This is a genomic window from Solimonas marina (assembly GCF_012241385.1).
Classification (GTDB): domain Bacteria; phylum Pseudomonadota; class Gammaproteobacteria; order Nevskiales; family Nevskiaceae; genus Solimonas; species Solimonas marina.
Map to the genome: position 1 here is coordinate 114,787 of NZ_JAAVXB010000012.1, position 16,638 is coordinate 131,424.

15 protein-coding genes, 1 tRNA gene and 1 pseudogene are annotated in these 16,638 nt (G+C 65.5%); 5 read left to right on the forward strand and 12 right to left on the reverse strand.

The genetic code is table 11. The annotated features are described in order from the left end of the window. Positions 1 to 107: 107 nt before the first annotated feature. A complete protein-coding gene (locus tag G7Y82_RS17990; protein ID WP_168149536.1) occupies positions 108 to 1,628 on the reverse strand; it encodes an arabinan endo-1,5-alpha-L-arabinosidase in 1,521 nt (506 codons plus the stop codon). A 116-nt stretch (positions 1,629 to 1,744) separates the two neighbouring features. Next, positions 1,745 to 4,666, reverse strand: coding sequence for a TonB-dependent receptor (locus tag G7Y82_RS17995; protein WP_168149537.1), 2,922 nt, complete (start codon positions 4,664 to 4,666; stop codon positions 1,745 to 1,747). 499 nt (positions 4,667 to 5,165) lie between these two features. On the opposite strand from G7Y82_RS17995, the gene G7Y82_RS18000 reads away from it, so the two are divergent. Beyond that, entirely contained in the window at positions 5,166 to 6,182 is a 1,017-nt protein-coding gene (locus G7Y82_RS18000) for an aldose epimerase family protein (protein ID WP_168149538.1), read from the forward strand. 37 nt (positions 6,183 to 6,219) lie between these two features. Then, positions 6,220 to 6,456, forward strand: a complete 237-nt coding sequence (locus G7Y82_RS18005) for a LuxR C-terminal-related transcriptional regulator (protein WP_168149539.1) — start codon at positions 6,220 to 6,222, stop codon at positions 6,454 to 6,456. A 3-nt stretch (positions 6,457 to 6,459) separates the two neighbouring features. Here G7Y82_RS18005 and G7Y82_RS18010 read toward each other — a convergent pair whose 3' ends face one another. Next, positions 6,460 to 7,296, reverse strand: coding sequence for a sterol desaturase family protein (locus G7Y82_RS18010; protein ID WP_168149540.1), 837 nt, complete (start codon positions 7,294 to 7,296; stop codon positions 6,460 to 6,462). Between the two features lie 135 nt (positions 7,297 to 7,431). On the opposite strand from G7Y82_RS18010, the gene G7Y82_RS18015 reads away from it, so the two are divergent. Both G7Y82_RS18015 and G7Y82_RS18020 read left to right on the forward strand, forming a co-directional pair. Next, positions 7,432 to 7,508: transfer RNA gene (locus G7Y82_RS18015), tRNA-Pro, on the forward strand. Between the two features lie 149 nt (positions 7,509 to 7,657). Continuing rightward, complete coding sequence (locus G7Y82_RS18020) at positions 7,658 to 7,918, forward strand: hypothetical protein (RefSeq protein ID WP_168149541.1); 261 nt, start codon at positions 7,658 to 7,660, stop codon at positions 7,916 to 7,918. A 51-nt stretch (positions 7,919 to 7,969) separates the two neighbouring features. On the opposite strand, the gene G7Y82_RS18025 is transcribed toward G7Y82_RS18020, so the two are convergent. From G7Y82_RS18025 to G7Y82_RS18065, 9 genes are all read right to left on the reverse strand, one after another. Next, positions 7,970 to 8,872, reverse strand: a complete 903-nt coding sequence (locus G7Y82_RS18025; RefSeq protein ID WP_168149542.1) for an SMP-30/gluconolactonase/LRE family protein — start codon at positions 8,870 to 8,872, stop codon at positions 7,970 to 7,972. Positions 8,873 to 8,960: 88 nt separating this feature from the next. Further along, the gene (rhaT, locus tag G7Y82_RS18030; RefSeq protein ID WP_168149543.1) at positions 8,961 to 10,028 is read right to left on the reverse strand and encodes an L-rhamnose/proton symporter RhaT; all 1,068 of its coding nucleotides are present in this window, start codon (positions 10,026 to 10,028) and stop codon (positions 8,961 to 8,963) included. Positions 10,029 to 10,096: 68 nt separating this feature from the next. After that, a complete protein-coding gene (locus G7Y82_RS18035) occupies positions 10,097 to 10,972 on the reverse strand; it encodes an amidohydrolase family protein (RefSeq protein ID WP_168149544.1) in 876 nt (291 codons plus the stop codon). Positions 10,973 to 10,983: 11 nt separating this feature from the next. Continuing rightward, positions 10,984 to 11,301 carry an L-rhamnose mutarotase gene (locus G7Y82_RS18040; RefSeq protein WP_168149545.1) on the reverse strand — a complete coding sequence of 106 codons (318 nt, stop codon included), beginning with the start codon at positions 11,299 to 11,301 and terminating at the stop codon, positions 10,984 to 10,986. Positions 11,302 to 11,309: 8 nt separating this feature from the next. Next, a complete protein-coding gene (lra1, locus tag G7Y82_RS18045) occupies positions 11,310 to 12,095 on the reverse strand; it encodes an L-rhamnose 1-dehydrogenase Lra1 (protein WP_168149546.1) in 786 nt (261 codons plus the stop codon). Positions 12,096 to 12,170: 75 nt separating this feature from the next. Then, positions 12,171 to 13,355, reverse strand: a complete 1,185-nt coding sequence (gene rhmD, locus G7Y82_RS18050; RefSeq protein ID WP_168149547.1) for an L-rhamnonate dehydratase — start codon at positions 13,353 to 13,355, stop codon at positions 12,171 to 12,173. 42 nt (positions 13,356 to 13,397) lie between these two features. Beyond that, positions 13,398 to 14,150 carry an SDR family NAD(P)-dependent oxidoreductase gene (locus G7Y82_RS18055; RefSeq protein ID WP_168149548.1) on the reverse strand — a complete coding sequence of 251 codons (753 nt, stop codon included), beginning with the start codon at positions 14,148 to 14,150 and terminating at the stop codon, positions 13,398 to 13,400. Further along, on the reverse strand, positions 14,147 to 14,995 hold the full coding sequence (locus tag G7Y82_RS18060) for a fumarylacetoacetate hydrolase family protein (protein ID WP_168149549.1): 849 nt from the start codon (positions 14,993 to 14,995) through the stop codon (positions 14,147 to 14,149). The genes G7Y82_RS18055 and G7Y82_RS18060 overlap by 4 nt, the downstream gene beginning before the upstream one ends. 173 nt (positions 14,996 to 15,168) lie before the next feature. Next, positions 15,169 to 16,131 (reverse strand): LysR substrate-binding domain-containing protein, encoded by a 963-nt coding sequence (locus G7Y82_RS18065; protein WP_168149553.1) that lies wholly within the window; start codon positions 16,129 to 16,131, stop codon positions 15,169 to 15,171. A gap of 178 nt (positions 16,132 to 16,309) precedes the next feature. Between G7Y82_RS18065 and G7Y82_RS21775 the strand changes: the two are divergent. After that, positions 16,310 to 16,638 (forward strand): annotated as a pseudogene (locus G7Y82_RS21775) (energy transducer TonB); the annotation flags it as partial.

Genomic DNA, 16,638 nt, shown 5'->3' on the forward strand with positions numbered 1-16,638 from the left:
CTAATGAATTACAGCGTTAATCTGATGTCATGTTTTATATCGGATGTCGCGCGTGGCCTGGCGGCGGCCGCAAAAAAAGCCCGCCTTGCGGCGGGCTCTTTCGGGACTCAGTCGCTGAGTTTCTTGCCCCAGATCGCGAGGCCACCGGCGTTCATGCCGGTCAGCAGAATCGTCGACGGGATGTAGTGCTCCCAGTCGCGACCGCGTTCGACGTAGAGCTTGTCGACGTATTCGCCGCCGTACCAGTGCAGCTCCAGCCACGGCGGATCGTACGACCAGGTGTTGTCGACATCGCCGTTGATGGTGCCGGCGGCATCGAGCGTAGTCGTGAACGCGACGTTGAGCTCCGGATCGGTCTGCTCGGCCTCGTAGCCGGGCACGATCTCGCTGAGCTGGCGCGACAGCACGATCTCGTCGTAGGTGCCGGCCAGTTCGTCGGCGCTGATCGTCGTCTGCGCAACGCCGGCATAGCGCTCCGGCGAGGCGATCGGCCAGCCGTCCTCGGTCCAGTGCAGCTTGCGCACGTGCAGCACCATGTACGCCGGCGCCACCGACGGTCGGCCCTGATGGGCGATGAACCAGTTGCCGTCGCCGTCGCTGAACGTCGAGTTGTGCGCGACGCCCTGCCAGCCGCCGTGATCGGTGAACTGGTATGGCGCGATGATCATCGGCCCGTGGTCGACGGCCTCGTTCATGTCGACGCCGTTGAAGTCGTAGAACGGCCCTTGCGGCGAATCGGCGCGGCCGACGCGGACGTTGTACATGGTCGACAGCCAGTCGTAGGACTGGAACAGGTAGTACTTCTTGAACGTCGGGTTGTAGATGACCTCCGGCGCTTCGAGATTGCCGTTGACGTTCCAGTTGCCGTTGCTGTCCTGCGTGAAGCCGCGATAGGCGACGCGCACGCCGATGTCGCCGGCGGTCTTGGCCAGACCGGTATCCGGATCGAGCTGCAGCGTGTAGATGCCGTCCCACGCCGAGCCGTAGTAGAACCACTGATCGCCGTCGGGCGTGGTGACGACGGTCGGGTCGATGGCGTTGGTCTGCCGCGTGTCGTCGGCCTGCGAGGTGACGACCAGGCCGCGCTCGGTCCACGGGCCGGTCGGCGATGACGACACCGCCAGCCCGATCGCCGACAGCCGCCCGACGTCGGATGCCAGCGCGTAGTAGAGCCGATACTCGCTGCCGTGCTTTTCGATGTACGGCGCCCAGACGCTCTGGTTGGGCGTGCCGCCGTGGGCGGTGATGAAATCGGCCGCCATCTGTGGCAGGCCGTCGAACGCGGTGCCGAGGTATTTCCATTCGATCAGGTCGGCCGAGCGGCGCACCTGGATGCCGACCGGCGGCGTGCCGCCGTACATCACGTCGGTCGAGTACGCGTAGTAGTCGCCGTCGTCGGCCTTGATGATCGACGGATCGTGGACGTTGTACGGCCCCCACTCGTCGCTCTGCGTGCGCACGTCGGGGTAGGTGTCGGCGATATCGTCGATGCTGAAGCTTTCGCTGCTCGACGAACTGCTGTCGGTCGGCCAGTCGCCGCCGCCGGTGGCGCCGGTATTGTCGCAGCCGGCGATCGTCAGCGTCAGCATCATCGCGGCGAGCGCGCTCAGGTAGCGTTTGCGGTACATCGGTTCTCCTCCCTCAGGTGGACCGCAGCGACGCGCGCCTGGCGGCGCCCTGCGGTCGGGATCTGTCGTGCCGGAAGCGGCCTGCGGCGTCGCGAGGGCCGCCGCAGGCCCGGCGTTCACAGCTGGTAGCGCAGGCCCAGTGCGTAGGTGCGGCTGTAGTGATAGGTGCCGAGGTTGAACAGCGTCGGATCGCCGTAGTAGTCGTGATAGATCTCGCCGGTCAGGTTGGTCGCGTCGACCGTCAGCGTCAGCTTGTCGGTGGCCTTGTAGCCGATCGACAGGTCCATCGACGCCTCGCCTTCCGAATAGACCTGCGTCGGCATCGAGCAGCAGTAGTTGTAGCCGGTCAGGAACTTGCTGCGGTCGACATACGACAGCCGCGCGCTGACCGGACCGCGCTCATATGCGAGCACCGCGCTGTACGACCACTTGGAGACGCCGACCAGCGGATTGGTCTCGGTGCCGATGCGATCGGTGGTGTCGGTCTCGTCGTAAACCGGGTCCTTGGTGTTGCCGTCGATCGACGTGTAGCTGCCGAGCAAGCCGATGCCGTGCAGCCAGCCCGGGACCTGGTCCGGGAACCACTGGAAGCCGATCTCGACGCCGTTGAGCTTGCCCTTGCCGGCGTTCTGCGGTGAAGTCAGCACGTAGTTGCCGTTCAGCGTGTCGGAACGGTCGGTGACCTGGATGCTGCGGTCGACGCTGTAGATGAAGCCGTCGACGTTACGCCAGAACAGTACCGCGTAGACGCTGCTGCTTTGCGCGAAGTAGTACTCCAGCGACAGGTCGACGGTCTTGGCCTTGGTCGGCTTCAGGTCCGGATTGCCGCTGGTCGCATAGCCGAACGTGGCGGCCGTCGACGACGGCGGCGTCAGGACCATCGCCGGGTTGAGCTGCGCGAACGATGGCCGGCTGATGGTCTGCCCGTAGGCGAGGCGCGCCATCAGCTTGTCGGTCGGGTGGAAGCGGATCACGCCGTTCGGCAGCACGTCGGTGCGCGACTTGGTCTGGCCGCTCGGCCCCCAGGTATTGGTGTCGACGAGTTCGTTGTAGCCGAGATCGGTTTCGGCGTGCACGACGCGCACGCCGACCTGACCGTCGAAGTCGCCGATTCTCGTCTGCCGCTCGAAGTCGGTCTGCAGATAGCCGGCGTAGGTGTTCTCGTCGATGTCGAAGTAGCGCGACGGATCCATCGCCGGGCTGCCGGTGTCGAAACCATAGCGCGCGCGCGACTCGGCGGTGTGGCTCAGCAGGTAGTCATAGCCGGCGATGATCCACTTGCGCGGGAAGATCGCCTGGCCGTGGAAGTAGCTGCCCGGCGAGCTGCGATACAGATCCGGATGATCGGAGACGGCGATCTGCGACGCGCAGACCGCGACCGCCGCGCAATCGGCCGAACGGTCGCCGGCCCCGGAGGTCGCGGTGCGGCGGTCGAGACGCAGGCCGAACTGCAGCTTCTGGAAGAAGCTGTCCTCGATGTACCAGTCGCCGTCGGTGCTCCAGGTCCAGGCGTCGCCGCTGTCACGGCCTTTCTGGTCGTAGTACCACGCCAGGTTCCAGCCGTCCGGGTTGGTCAGGTCGCTTTCGTTGACGCTGGTCGACGGATCGTCCGGAAACACCAGCGCCGGTGTGCCCGAATTGTTGTGATTAAAGTCGACCGCGAGCTGCGGGCGCACGCTGCCCATGTCCTGGATCTGGTTGAACCAGTGATAGGTCGACGTCTGGTAGACCGCTTCGGACTTCAGCGTGAACGTGTCGCTCAGATCCCACTTGCCGCCGAGCGCGTACTGATAGCTGTCGGTCTGCCCGGTCTGCGCCTGCGTGCTGGTGAAGATGTAAGGATTGTTGACGTAGTTTTCCTTGACGACATTGGTGCCGGGAAACAGCACCGGGTCCTGGTAGTGATCGTTGTTGTTGACGAACGCGAACAGCAGCGAGTTCGAGTCGGTGTTGCGGTAGCCGTCGTAGAACGCTTCCAGGTAGTACTCCGAGCGCTGGGTCGGGGCCCACTGCAGCGACACGTTCGCGGCCGGTCGCGTGCGTTCGCCGAAGCGGTTCCAGCCACCCATCGCATCGCGCAGCAGCACGTATTCGCGGTCGGCGCCATTGACGCGCAGCGTCGAGCCGGCGGCCGTCGATATCGGCGTGCCGCGATCGACGGCCAGTTCGCCGTCGCTGCCGTATTCGGGAATGCGCTCGTAGTTGTTCGCGTAGTACGGATCGGCCGAGCCGTTCCAGATCGATTCGTCGCGAAAGCGCGTCTTCGCATAGCCGATGTTGAGCAGCGCGCCGAAGTCGCCATAGTCGGTTTTCCAGCGGTCGCTGAGCAGGACGCTGACGTTCGGGTCGGTACGCTCGGTGTTGGTCGCATAGATGCCGCGCGCCGCCAGGCCGAGCTTGAATCCGTCGAAGTCGAACGGCCGGAACGTGCGCACGTCGATCGCGCCGGCGATGCCGCCTTCGATCTGCGACGCCGAGCGTGTTTTGTAGACGTTGACGCCGGCCAGCAGGCTCGCCGGAATGTCGGCGAGCGCCACCGAGCGGCCGGTCGACGTGAAGATCTCGCGACCGTTGACGGTGGTGTTGACGTCGCCGAGACCGCGGATCGTCACGGCCGAGACCTCGCCGCCGGCGCGGTTGGTGGTCTGCACGCCGGTCACGCGCTGCAGTGCCTCGACGACGTTGTTGTCCGGGAACTTGCCGATGTCTTCGGCAACGATCGCATCGACGATCTGCTTGTTGTCGCGCTTGATCTCAAGCGCCTTGGTCAGACTGTTGCGGATGCCGGTGACGACGATCTCGGCGATCGCATCGTTACCGCTGTCGCTGCCGTCCGTGTTGTCCACCGCCGCCGGGCTCGCCGCGGTCGCGTTGCCGGCCGGCTTGCCGGTCGTGCAGTCGGTGCCGTCGGCCGCGATGTTTGTGCAGGCCGGCGTCGTTGCCGCTGCGGTGACCGTCTGCTGATCGCGATGCTCCCTTGCGAGGGTGCTGTCCTGCGCTGCGCTGGGTTCTGCGGCAGCCAATGAAACGACCGCCATTGACGTACCGACGAGCAAACGCCCCCTACGGGAACGAAACGTTCCTGATGCCATCGTTGGTTCTCCTCCACTCCGAATCTTTTTCGGCCGCGTTGCTCCCCGGCGGCCGGCGGATCCGATGCACGTCGGTCCGCTTGAATGGGGTGGAGAATAGGGTTGCGATGAGATAACGGTCTAATGAATTAAAAATCGCTCATGATGTAAGAACGTATATCTTTTTTTGTCGAGGGTTTTCACCAGTGCATGCGCCATGCATGCCGCTCCTGCCTACGCAAAGGGCAGGGAACAGCGGCCGCGACGGACCGCTTCCGGCGATCATCTGAACGTGCGGATCTGTCAAAACGCATATCGCGATATCGACAAATTCGCATCGCGGTCCGTGCCCGCGGCGGCGCGATCAGCAATCGGCTGTCGCGCATGCCAAAGCTGACATGGTTCGTCGCCGAAGGCGTCGCTATCCTGCCGGGCTCTCAGCCAGCGACCGCGGGACGCAGCACGCATGAAACGCGAATTCGGAACACTCGACGGCGGCACGCCCATCCACGCCTATACCTTGCGCAGCGAGGCCGGCCTCAGCGCCGAGATACTCGACTACGGCGGCATCCTGCGCAGCCTGCGCTATCCGGGCCGTGGCGGCAGCACCGAGCTGGTGCTCGGCTTGCCGACCCTGGCCGACTACCGGCGTGACCCGTCGTATCTCGGCATCATCGCCGGCCGCTTCGCCAACCGCATCGCCGCCGGTCGCTACACGCTCGACGGCGCGTCGCAGCAGCTCAGCGTCAACGAAGGACCGAATCACCTGCACGGCGGTCAGCTCGGGCTTGGCCGCCGCGTGTGGACGGTGCTCGATGACGCCAGCGACGGCGCCCGGTCGATGCTACGCCTCGCCTACCGCTCGCCGGCCGGCGAGGAGGGCTATCCGGGCAATGTCGACATCACCGCCACGTTCACGCTCGATGGCTCGCGCCTGACCCTGCAGCTCGACGCGCAGACCGACGCGCCGACGCCGATCAATCTGACTTATCACCCTTACTTCAATCTCGGCGGCGACGGCCATGTCCCGGCAGCCGAGCAACGGCTGGAAGTGCCGGCAGACCGCTATCTGCCGGTCGATGCGGCATTGTTGCCGTCTGGTGAGGTCGCATCGGTCGCCGGTACGCCGTTCGACTTTCGTCGCGAACGTCCGATCGCGCATCCGCTCGACGATGCGCGGCTCGTCGCCAGCCGTGGCTACGATCACTGCCTGGTACTGGCCGACGATGCGACGTACAGCGCGCGCATCGTCTCGCCGCGCAGCGGCATCGGCATGACGGTGCGCAGCAACAAGCCGGCGATCCAAGTCTACGAGGGGCAGGGCCTGGACGCGCAGCACCCAGAACTCGGCCGCGGTGTCTGCCTGGAGCCACAGGACTACCCGGACGCCCCGAACCACCCACAGTTTCCCAGTGCCATTCTGCGCCCCGGCTACGCGTACCGGCACACGATTGAATTGACGTTCGCGGCGGCCGCAGGCTGAAGCATCCGGCCGCCGGGTGGCGACGTTGGAGGAGAACATGCAGGACATACGCGACTCGGATGCACGGCACTTGCTGACGACGCTGTCGAAGCGCGAAATCCAGACCTTCGATCTGGTGGTGCGCGGCCTGACGACCAAGCAGATCTCGTTCGAGCTCGGCGTTTCGCCGCGCACCACAGAGAATCGTCGCCGGCGAATCTACGAGAAGCTCAACGTCCGCAATGTCGCCGGTGTCGTGCGCTGTGCGGCGCAGGCCGGCTGGTTCAAGCGCTGAGGCTCAGGGGCGCTCGCCAGCGGCCGGCGGCGGCTCGGCCGTGCGCAACGGTTGCAGCAGCAGCGCCGTGAGCGACTGGTCGCGCGCCGCACGAAACTCCGGCAGGCCGATCTGCATGTCGTCATGGCCGTCGCGCGGTTGTGCACAGTGGCTGGCGAACCAGCGATCCCAGCACGAGAAGATCGTGCCAAAGTTGCGATTGCCCTCGTCGAAGTCGACCGAGTGATGGATGCGGTGCAGGTCGGGCGTGACGAAGACGCGCCGCCAGACGCGGTCGATGGCGGCCGGCACGTGCAGGTTCGAATGAATGAACAGCGAATACATGCCGGTGATGGCCTCGAACAGCACGACCGCCAGCGGCGAGGCGCCGAGCAGCAGCACCGTCGCCCACTTCCAGACGCTGGTCGCCAGCATTTCCAACGGGTGGAAGCGCAGCGCCGTGGTTGCATCGAATTCGACGTCGCTGTGATGAACGCGATGCAGGCGCCACAGCCAGGCTGGGCCGTGCATGCTGCGATGCTGCCAGTACATCGAGGCGTCGAGCACGATGATGGCGACGGCGGTCTCCAGCCAGGCGGGTACGTGCAGGACGTTGAACAGGCCCAGGCCGTGCGCGTGTGCCCAACTCGCGACGCCGACCGCGGCGACCGGGATCAGGCTCAGCATCAGGCCGGCCGCGATCAGGAGCGCAAAATTGATCGGCCAGCGCCGGCCGCGCAGGGCGGCACGCCGCGGCCACAGCGCCTCGGCGGCGAAGACCAGGCCGAGGATCGCGGCGGTCGCGAGCAGGCGCAGATGCTGGGGATTGAAGGCGAAAAACTGCCAGACTCGGTCGACCATCTTGAGTGTTTAACGCACCAGCAGTGAATTGATCATGAACGCTGAGAGCGCGAAGTTTGCCTGACCTTGCCGTATGCGTCAGAATCGCGCGCCTCGCGGTCCATCCGCCATCAGGCGGCTGAGGCATCGATCTGTCGGGGAGTAGCGCAGTCTGGTAGCGCACCTGCCTTGGGCGCAGGGGGTCGCAGGTTCGAATCCTGTCTCCCCGACCATCCGATGTCGACCGCCGAGTCCATGTAACGCCGAGTAACTATTTTTGCCTCCCCGAGCCGCTGGCGATATTGTCCAGTTCGATCGGTTCGTCGGGGCGCGCCGATCAGGGCTTCGGATAGTCAACGAGCGGCAAGGAGCGGGGTGGGGGATGGGACGGCGGATGCGCATCACGCATGAGTCGCTGCTGCGGCTGATTTCTTCGAACGCGGACGATACCAGTGCGCCGGGCGCCCGTTACTTTCATACGTCCGGATGGGCCCTGCGGCCGCGCCGGCCCGAAGATCAAAGCGCCAGCTCGCCGGCCAACTGGAAGCTGGTCTGGCACGAGGACGATGCGTCGGCCGATCACCGGGCGGCGGTCGAGAGCGCCGCGGCCGAGTTCGCCGAGATCTACGACGTCATCTGGTAAACCCGGCGGCTGTTCGGCGACGCCGAGTCGACCGCCCCCAAGCGTCTGCCCTCAGGCGCTCCGGAACCGGCTTTCCGGCAGACCGCGCACGCCGACGTCTGCACGAAACAGGCTGCCCGCCTGCGGTGCAGCGGCCAGCGCCAGCGATGTCATCGTCTCGCGCGCCGACGTCACATACAGGGTTTCAAAGGTGGGACCGCCGAACGCGACGCCACTCGGCTGCGGGACCGCCAGCGCGACGACGCCATCGACGCGGCCGTCCGGCGCGTAGCGGACCACCCGCGCCCCACCGCATTGCGCATTCCAGAGATAGCCCTCGGCATCGACCGTGGCGCCTGCCGGGCCGGCATCGGCGATCGATGCGAACGGCCGCAGGTGCGCGACACGGGCACGTTCGGCATCGTAGTCGCCCTGCATGATCTGCCGGCGCGCGGTGTCGCAGAAGTAGAGCGTGCCGCCGTCGGGGCTGAAACTCAGGGCATTGGGGATCGCCACCCGTGGCAGGTTCAGGCGTCGCAGGCCGTGTCGAGCCGAATACTGGTAGAAATGGCCGATCGCGGTGCGCGCCTTGTCCTCGTTGAGCGTGCCGAACACGAAATTACCGGCGCGGTCGCAGCAGCCGTCGCCGATGCGCGTTCGCGGTTCGTCGGGCTCGACCAGGGCGATGCATTGCGCGCGCAGCTTGCGGCCGTCGCGACTATGCTCGGGATGCGCGAAGTAAAGGCCTTTGCGCAGGCCGAGCAGCAGTTTTCCGGATTCGCACAGCGCATAGGCGCCGAGTCGGTCGGGGAGCGTCCAGCTGCGTGTTTCGCCGTCGCCCGGCCGGTACAACCATAGCCGGGCCTCGCTGGCGTCACTCCACAGCAGTGCGGCGCGCCGCATGCACCACAGCGGGCCGTCGCCGCGCTCGCAGCGACTGTCACAGGCCAGCTCGGCGATGGCGTGCCAGCTCATGGCCGGTCGCCACGAACGGCGGCGCGCGCATCGTCGGTGCGCAGGGTCATCATGCGTCGGCAGCGCGTGTCATGGGGCCGGGCACGGCTCAATGTCCGGCGGCGCCCTGCAACGCATTGCCGTAGCCGACGATCATCACCGAGCCGAGGATGATCGCGATGCCGCCGAGCACCGTCGCCAGCGTGCGCCGGTCGACGCCCTTCCATTCGCGCAGCAGCAGGCCCCAGGCATTGGCGATGACGATGATGAACGCCATGTGCAGAATCCACGAGCTGGCGCCGTTGCTGAGCTTGCTGGCACCCATGCCGTAGAAGAAGAACTGCAGGAACCAGATCGTGCCGGCCAGCGCCGAGAAGCCGTAGTTGGCCAGCTGCGGCGTGTCGCGCCGCGTGTAGTCGCCGTAGCTGCGGTTGCGCAGATTCAGCATCACGCACCACAATAGGTTGGTGGTCAGGCCGCCCCATAGCAGCACGACGAACACCACGTTGTTCTGGAACAGCGGATTGGCGCCGCTGGCGACGGCGGCCCGCGCCATCGACTGGCCGGCCTCGATGCCGAAGTTGAAGCAGGCCGAGAGGATGCCGGAGATGATCGCCACGGTCAGGCCGAGGCCGAGGTTGAATTCGCGGATGCTGGCCTTCTTTTCGGCCTCCGGCTGCGAGGCTTCCTTCATCATGCCGGCCTTGCCGCAGACGCCGATACCGAGCAGGCAGACGAGCACGCCGCACAGCACCCACTGGCCGCCGGCGCTGTGCAGCATGTGCGTGAAGGTCTCGCCGGCGATGCCGGTCAGGTCGCGGTAGATCGGCGGGATCAGCGCGCCGAACGTCGAGCACAGACCGAGCACGACCGACATGCCCAGCGACAGCCCCAGGTAGCGCATCGTCAGGCCGAAGGTCAGGCCGCCGATGCCCCACAGCAGGCCGAGCACGTAGGTCCAGAACAGCGTGCTCGCGGACGTGTGCGCGATGATGCCGGTGAAGCCGGGAATGGTCGCTGACGCGGCGATCCACGGCACGATCAGCCATGAGAACAGGCCGCCGACGATCCAGTAACTTTCCCAGGACCAGCCGCGCACTTTCTTGAACGGCAGATAGAAGCTGCCGGACGCGAAACCGCCGATGAAATGGTAAAAGACGCCCAGCAGCACGTTCATGCCGCAGTTCTCCTCTCGTGGTATTGCGGCAGCCGAGGCTGCCGGCGGATCAGCCGGGCCGAACGGCCCTAGATTCGGTAGTAGCGCTCGGCGTTGCCGACGAACATTGCGTCGCGTTCGGCGCCGCTGGCGTCGGCGACGATCTCGGCATACGCATGCCAGGTCGCGGCGTAGCCGGCATGCAGGCCGTCGACCGGAAAGTTCGATGCGAACATGCAGCGCTCGGGGCCGAAGGCCTCGATCGTCTCCAGCACATACGGGCGCAGGCTCTCGATCGTCCAGTGATGATCGAACATCGCCAGGCCGCTGATCTTGGTCACGACGTTGCGCTGTGCGGCGAGCCGGCGCAGGCCTTCGCGCCACTCGCGCCAGCCGGCGCGATGGCGATCGACGCACATGCCGGCGTGATTGAGAATGAACATGATGTCGGCATTCTCGGCGGCGAGCTCGGCGGCCAGCGCGGCCTGCGACGGATAGATCTGCAGGTCGAACGACAGGCCGTGGGCGGCCAACGCGCTCAGGTTGGCGCGCCACTGCGGCTCGGCCATGTAGTGGCGGCCGACGTAGTCGTAGACCGGATCGGCATGGACGTTGAGGATCTGGCGGATGCCGCGCAGATTCGGCGACCGTGCATGCTGCGCGAGCTGCTCGGCGGCATCGGCGGCCGACAGGTCGACCATCGCGACGATCGCGTCCGGGTGGCCGGCGCGCTCGGCGAGGTGCTGCAGCCAGCGCGTCTCGGCCAGCGGATCGCCGGACTTGGCCTCGACGTTGACGATCTTCAGCACGTCGACGTCGCCGGCACCGGCGAGCAGTTCGACGTCGGTATAGCGCGTCGGCAGCTTGCGGTTGTCGCCGGAATACGCTTCGCCGGCCGGCGTCAGCCACGGAACGGGCACCGCGTCGATGTCCCAGAAGTGGACGTGGGTGTCGATGACTTTCACGGGCAGTCTCGTCAGTCCAGATGGAACATCGGCCGCAGCGGCCATTCCTTCGGGCGGTGGTCCGGATGCGTTTCCATCAGCTCGGCCATCGCCGCCCACCAGCGCTGCATCACCGGCAGCTGCGGCAGCGCGTCGCGCTTGTCGTCGGGGCGCAGCTTGAGCACCGCGAACAGCGCCAGCGACGCCTCGTCGAGGAAGATCGAGTAGTCATAGATACCGGCGTCGCGCAGCGCCGCGATCAGTTCCGGCCAGATCTCGTCGTGACGGCGCTTGTACTCGTCGACGACGCCGGGCTTGAGCTGCATGCGAAAAGCGTGAATGCGATCCATGGCGGCGCTCACTGCAGGTTGACGAACAGGCCGCCGTCGACGAGCAGCGCCGCGCCGTTGACGTAGGCGGCCATGTCGGACGCCAGGAACACCACGACGTTGGCGATATCGACCGGATCGCCGAGCCGGCCGAGCGGGATGCGGCCCTTCATGTACGCGAGCTTTTCCGGCGCCGACAGATCGTCGGCGTTGAGGTCGGTGGCGATCGTGCCGGGCATCACCGAGTTGCAGCGGATGCCGTACGGGCCGAGCGACACTGCGCACGACTGCATCAGCGAATGCACGCCGGCTTTGGTCGGCGTGTAGTGCGCCTGCATACCGCCGCCGACCAGCGCGCTGATCGAGCTGGTCGCGACGATCGCGCCACCGTGCCCCTGCGCCTTCATCTGCCGCGCCGCCGCCTGCGTGACGTAGAACGCGCCGTGCAGGTTCACTTCCATGGTGCGCTGGAAGACGTCGAGCGGGATGTCGAGGAAGGCGTGGAACGGGCAGATGCCGGCGTTCGATGCGAGCACGTCGATCTTGCCGAAGGCCTGCACCGCAGCGTCGACGAGCTCGGCACCGGTCTGCGGATCGGCGACATTGCCTTCGAGCGCGATGGCGCGCCGGCCCAGCGCCTCGATTTCCTCGACGACGCTGTCGACGGCTGACTTCTTGCCGTAGCTGGCGTCGTTGTCGCGGTAGTAGTTGATGGCGACGTCGGCCCCGTGGCGCGCCGATTCGACAGCGATCGCGCGGCCGATGCCGCGCGATCCGCCGGTGACGACAACAGACTTGCCTTCGAGCAGCTTCAAGTTTTTCTCCTCGGGATCCCCGTTTGTTGTTGTTGTCGGGGATTGATCAGTGCTGATTACTGCCGCATGTCGGACTCAGTGCGTGTACGGGCGCCGTAGCGTGCACGCCGGGTTCAGGCGGACGCCGAAGCCCGGTTTGTCGAGGGCGCCGACGTCGAGGCGGCCGTTGACCGGCACCGGTTCGTCGAGCAGCAGCGGGTTGAACATCGGTACGACTTCGTCGGCCTTCGGTGCCATCATCAGGAACTCCGCGAACGGCGAATTGTGGCGCGTGATGACGAAGTGGTAGCTGTATACCGAAGAACCATGCGGGATGACCAGTGTTCCACGCGCATCGGCCAGCGCCGAGATCTTCACCAGCTCGGTCAGACCGCCGCACCAGCCGACGTCCGGCTGGATGATGTCGCAGCAGCCCATTTCCAGCAGCATGCGGAAGCCCCAGCGCGTCGCTTCGTGTTCGCCGGTGGTGACGAGCATGCCGCGCGGCGCCTGGCGCTTGAGTTCGGCGTAGCCCCAATAATCATCGGGCGACAGCGCTTCCTCTATCCACTTCAGGCCATGCTCGTGCGCACGCTGTGCGAGCTTGATCGCGTAGTTGAGATCGAGGCTCATCCAGCAGTCGAACATCAGCCAGAAGTCGGCGCCGACGCGCGAACGCATTTCCGCGAGTTCGGCGATGTTCTGCTTCAGACCTTCCTCGCCCTCGGCCGGACCGTGGTGCAGCGGCAGCTTGCCGCCGATGAAGCCGAGCTTCTGTGCGAGGTCGGGACGCGCGCCGGTCGCGTAGAACTCCATCTGCTTGCGCACCGCGCCGCCGAGCAGCTGGTGCACCGGCTCGCCGCGCAGCTTGCCGAGCAGATCCCACAGCGCCAGATCGACGCCGGAGATGGCATTGATGACCAGACCCTTGCGGCCGTAGTACTGCGTCGAGAAGTACATCTGATCCCAGAGCTTCTCGATCTCGGTGATCTGCGCGCCTTCGAGGAAACGCGCGAGGTGCTTCTCGACGATGTACGCGGCCGGCTCGCCACCGGTGGTGACGGCGAAACCGATCGTGCCGTCATCGGCCTCGACTTCGACGACCAGCGTGCCGAGCACGTTGATGCCGAAGCTCTGCCGGCTCTGGCGGTATTCCGGATAGCGCGCCATCGGCGTGGCGATGTGATCGTCGATCCAGTGGCCGTCACCCTGGTCGTGATAATCCGCGCCGCCGCCGGTAACGACGAAGGCGCGCACGTGTTTGATCTTGGGAAAACTCATTGAGGCAGTGTTCCTGGCAGTGGCTGGTAACGGAGGGCTGCGTCAGTACGTGCAGCGACCGCCGGAAATGTCGAAGGTGCTGGCGGTGGTGAACGAGCAGTCCTCGCTCGACAGCCAGCAGATCATCGCCGCCGTCTCGTTCGGCTCGCCGAGACGGCCTATCGGAATGCGCGAGCGCATGTATTCGATGTGTTCGGGCTTGAGCTGCGAGAGGATTTCCGTGTTCGCGGTCGCCGGCGTGATGCAGTTGACGAGAATGTTCTTCGTCGCCAGTTCCTTACCGAGCGATTTGGTCAGACAGATGACGCCGGCCTTCGACGCGCTGTAGTGCGAGGCGTTCGGGTTACCTTCCTTGCCGGCCACCGACGCGATGTTGACGATGCGGCCGTAACCGCTCTTGAGCATCGCCGGCACGATCGCGCGCACCGTCAGCACCGGGCCCATCAGGTTGACGTCGAGCACGCGACGCCAGACCGCCGGATCGAGTTCCCAGGTCGGGCCGTTGCCGCCGGTGATGCCGGCGTTGTTGACCAGAATGTCGATCTTGCCGAAGCGCTGCAGCGTCGCCTGTGCGGCGGCCTGCACCGACGCTTCGTCGGTCAGTTCGACGGTGTTGATGCCGACGCGTTCGGGCTGCGCGAGCGACGCCTGCGCCTGTTCAAGACGCTCGCCGTCGATGTCCCACAGCACCACCGACGCGCCCGAGGCGAGCATGCGCTCGGCGGTGGAGTAGCCGATGCCGCGGGCGCCGCCGGTGATGACCGCAACGCGGCCTTCGAGATCGATGCGGTTCATGCGCGGGCCTCCACGGTGCGCTGTTGCTGCTCACCGAGGCCCTCGATGCCCAGACGCATGGTCTGTCCGGCCTTCAGATAGATCTGCGGCCGCTGGCCGAAGCCGACGCCCGGCGGCGTGCCGGTCGAGATCACGTCGCCCGGCTGCAGGCTCATGAACTGGCTGATGTACCAGACCAGATGGGCGACGTCGAAGATCATCGTCTTCGTGCTGCCGTCCTGATAGCGCTTGCCGTCGACGTCGAGATACATGCCGAGGTTCTGCACATCGGCGATCTCGTCGCGCGTGACCAGCCACGGGCCGAGCGGCGCGAACGTATCGCAGCCCTTGCCTTTGTCCCACTGACCACCGCGCTCGAGCTGATAGGCACGCTCGGAGACGTCATTGACGACGCAGTAGCCGGCCACGTGCTCGAGCGCGTTTTCCTTCTTGATGTACTTGGCGGTCTTGCCGATGACCACGCCGAGTTCCACTTCCCAGTCGGTCTTTTCCGAGCCGGGCGGAATCTCGACGTCGTCGTTGGGGCCAACGATGGAGCTCGAAGGCTTCAGAAACAGCACCGGCTCTTGCGGAACCGCCATGTTCGACTCGGCGGCGTGGTCGCTGAAGTTCAGACCGACGCAAATGATCTTGCCGACCTGACCGACGCAGGGGCCGATGCGCGGCGTGCCGCTGACTTCCGGCAGGCTCGCAACATCGAGCGCACGCAGGCGAGCCAGTGTGTCGGGCAACAGGACGTCGCCAGCAATGTCGGAGATGTGTGCCGACAGATCACGCAGTCGACCTTGATCGTCGACCAGCCCTGGCCGTTCCTGGCCGGGCTGACCGTACCGAATGAGTTTCATGTGATGTCCTCCGGTGACTTCTATCGTTATCGGGAGTGGCATCGCATGATCGGCGAGCGATCAATAATGTTCCAATTGAAAAAAAGCGGTTGTTGATAGCCAAATGCGATGCATCGCGCCACGCGCAGCGCAGCCGCGTGTCGGCACGATGAACGCAGGAGAGAAGAGGGGCGTCAGGCCGCCGCGGGCGGCGGCGGCGCATCCGAATAACGGCGCAGCAATTCGATGAAGCGCACGGCCGGTTCGGCCAGCGTTTCATCCTTGCGCGTCAGTACGCCGAAGCCTTCGAGGTGGTGGCCGATCTCGATCGGCAGCATCACCAACAGTCCGGCGCGCAGATGGTCGCGGACCACCGACTCCGGCAGCATCGCGATCGCATCACTGTTCTGCACCAGCTGCAAGGTCGCGAAGATCGAACCGCATTCGACGATGTTGCTCGGCGACGCGAGGCGCTGATGGCCCAGCTCCTGCTCGAACAGACGCCGCGCCGGGCTCGTCATCGGCTGCAGCACCCACGGCAGTTCGATCAGGTCGGCCATGCAGAATGCCTCCGGATCGCGATCGGCCAGCGGGTGGCCGCTGCGGACGACCAGTTGCATCGTCTCATTGGCGATGACTTCGAAGTCGAACTCATTGTGCTGCAGCGGGTGCGTGAACCGGCCGAGCGCGAAGTCGACCTGGCCGCGCTGCAGCAGCTCGACGATCTGATCGCTGGTCTCGCCGAGGATGCGCACATTGAGCAGCGGCCGCTCGACCTTGAGATCGGCGACCGCCATCGCCAGCACATCCGGGGCGGCGCCCATGATCGCGCCGACCGTCAGCTGGCCATGCCCGCCCTTGTGCTTGACCTCCAGGCCTTCGGCGAAGCGCTGCAGCTCGGCCAGCGCGCGCCGCGCGTAGGCCAGCGTCACCTGGCCCAGCGGTGTCGGATGCAGCCCGCGTGCGCGGCGTTCGAACAGCAAAAAGCCGAACGCTTCCTCGATGTTGGCGAGCATACGGCTGGCGCTGGGCTGCGCCACATTGATCTCGGTGGCGGCCTGATGAAGGTTGCCGGTCTCGTCGAGCGCGACCAGCAGCGACAGGTGCTTGAAGCGCAGGCGATTGATCAGTGCCAACACGGAACGCGAGGTCGTCATATTCAATTTAGATATCGCTCAATGGGAATTAAGCATTAGGCCGTTATCAATTGCCCGATTATAGTCCGGTCATTCGCAGACATCGGCGGATATCGATCGCGTCGCGCCAAGCCGCCGTGATTCGCCGTTCTCGCTATAAATAGCGTTTAAAAATCAATAATTTGGAGGATTCACCGGGATGGAATTCGGCAAAGCGAAGCCAGCGACGGGTCGCCGCTTCGTCGGTATCGGTGCCGTGATCGTGTTTCATGTGGTCCTGATCTGGGCACTGGTCTACGGTCTGGCGCGCAAGGCGATCGAGCTGCTGCCGCCGCCGATCGAGACCAAGATCATCAAGGAAGTGAAGCCGCCGGACGAGCCACCGCCGCCGCCGCCGCCACCGAAGCTCGATACGCCGCCGCCGCCGTTCGTGCCGCCGCCGGAAATCAACATCGCGACCCCGCCGCCGACCAACACGATCACCGTGCAGGACAAGGCGCCGACCCCGCCGCCGCCGAAGCCGGCCCC

What these genes read in the sequence shown, in the direction of transcription:
- G7Y82_RS17990 (WP_168149536.1), bottom strand. Translation starts at nt 1,628, where the DNA reads ATGTACCGCAAACGCTACCTGAGCGCGCTCGCCGCGATGATGCTGACG.
- G7Y82_RS17995 (WP_168149537.1), bottom strand. Translation starts at nt 4,666, where the DNA reads ATGGCGGTCGTTTCATTGGCTGCCGCAGAACCCAGCGCAGCGCAGGAC.
- G7Y82_RS18000 (WP_168149538.1), top strand. Translation starts at nt 5,166, where the DNA reads ATGAAACGCGAATTCGGAACACTCGACGGCGGCACGCCCATCCACGCC.
- G7Y82_RS18005 (WP_168149539.1), top strand. Translation starts at nt 6,220, where the DNA reads ATGCAGGACATACGCGACTCGGATGCACGGCACTTGCTGACGACGCTG.
- G7Y82_RS18010 (WP_168149540.1), bottom strand. Translation starts at nt 7,296, where the DNA reads ATGGTCGACCGAGTCTGGCAGTTTTTCGCCTTCAATCCCCAGCATCTG.
- G7Y82_RS18020 (WP_168149541.1), top strand. Translation starts at nt 7,658, where the DNA reads ATGGGACGGCGGATGCGCATCACGCATGAGTCGCTGCTGCGGCTGATT.
- G7Y82_RS18025 (WP_168149542.1), bottom strand. Translation starts at nt 8,872, where the DNA reads ATGAGCTGGCACGCCATCGCCGAGCTGGCCTGTGACAGTCGCTGCGAG.
- rhaT (WP_168149543.1), bottom strand. Translation starts at nt 10,028, where the DNA reads ATGAACGTGCTGCTGGGCGTCTTTTACCATTTCATCGGCGGTTTCGCG.
- G7Y82_RS18040 (WP_168149545.1), bottom strand. Translation starts at nt 11,301, where the DNA reads ATGGATCGCATTCACGCTTTTCGCATGCAGCTCAAGCCCGGCGTCGTC.
- rhmD (WP_168149547.1), bottom strand. Translation starts at nt 13,355, where the DNA reads ATGAGTTTTCCCAAGATCAAACACGTGCGCGCCTTCGTCGTTACCGGC.
- G7Y82_RS18055 (WP_168149548.1), bottom strand. Translation starts at nt 14,150, where the DNA reads ATGAACCGCATCGATCTCGAAGGCCGCGTTGCGGTCATCACCGGCGGC.
- G7Y82_RS18060 (WP_168149549.1), bottom strand. Translation starts at nt 14,995, where the DNA reads ATGAAACTCATTCGGTACGGTCAGCCCGGCCAGGAACGGCCAGGGCTG.
- G7Y82_RS18065 (WP_168149553.1), bottom strand. Translation starts at nt 16,131, where the DNA reads ATGACGACCTCGCGTTCCGTGTTGGCACTGATCAATCGCCTGCGCTTC.